We start from the raw sequence: 799 nt of genomic DNA, 5'->3' as shown, positions 1-799 counted from the left end.
TTTCCATTCAACCTGTTTTTTATTCTTTCATTGTTATAGTAATGAATGTATTCTTTTAACGAAGCAGTAAATTCATCCGCAGTTTCAAAGTTTTGTGTGTATAATAATTCTGTCTTCAAGATTCCAAAAAAGCTTTCGGCCAGAGCATTATCTAAGCAGTTTCCTTTTCTGGACATGCTTTGAATAATTCCATGTTTTTCCAAAGCCTTTCTATATCCGTAATGTTGATATTGCCACCCTTGGTCAGAATGAAAAACAAGTCCCTTTGTATCTTTCACTTTATCAAAAGCCTCATATAACATTTCCTCTATCATCTGCATATTTGGAGATTTTGAAATACTATAAGAAATGACTTCCCCGTTGAACATGTCAATTATAGGAGATAAGTAGATCTTTTCCCCTTTAATGTTCATCTGAGTGACATCCGTAGCCCATTTCTGATTAGGCAGATTTGCCTCAAAATCCCTTTCAAGTACATTAGGGGCAATTTTACCAACCTCACCTTTGTATGAGCGATAACTTACTTTCCTGATATTGCATTTTAGGCCTAATGTTCCCATCAATTTTTGGACAGTCTTGTGATTTATGCTATAACCCCGGTTCTTCATTTCAGCGGTGACCCGCCGATAACCATATCTGCCTTTATGCAAGTGGTATATACTTCCGATCTCTTCTTTTTCATGCTTGTATTTATCATCATTCAGGCGCTTGCGATGATAATAAAATACAGAACGAGCCATCTGTTTGCAATCCAATAGAATTGAAACATCATGTTCGGGCCTTAGTTCTTCGATGGCTT

General features: G+C 36.4%; 1 protein-coding gene. It reads right to left on the bottom strand.

Annotated elements, in window-relative coordinates:
• Nucleotides 1-740 (bottom strand): IS3 family transposase (locus ACFQ3S_RS19625; protein ID WP_377167878.1); only part of this gene is annotated, 740 nt, incomplete at its 3' end.
• Between the last annotated feature and the right edge of the window lie 59 nt (nt 741-799).

Origin of the sequence: Mucilaginibacter terrae, from assembly GCF_042679325.1 — a bacterium.
Lineage (GTDB): Bacteria > Bacteroidota > Bacteroidia > Sphingobacteriales > Sphingobacteriaceae > Mucilaginibacter > Mucilaginibacter terrae.
This window is presented reverse-complemented; position numbering and strand designations above follow the sequence as displayed.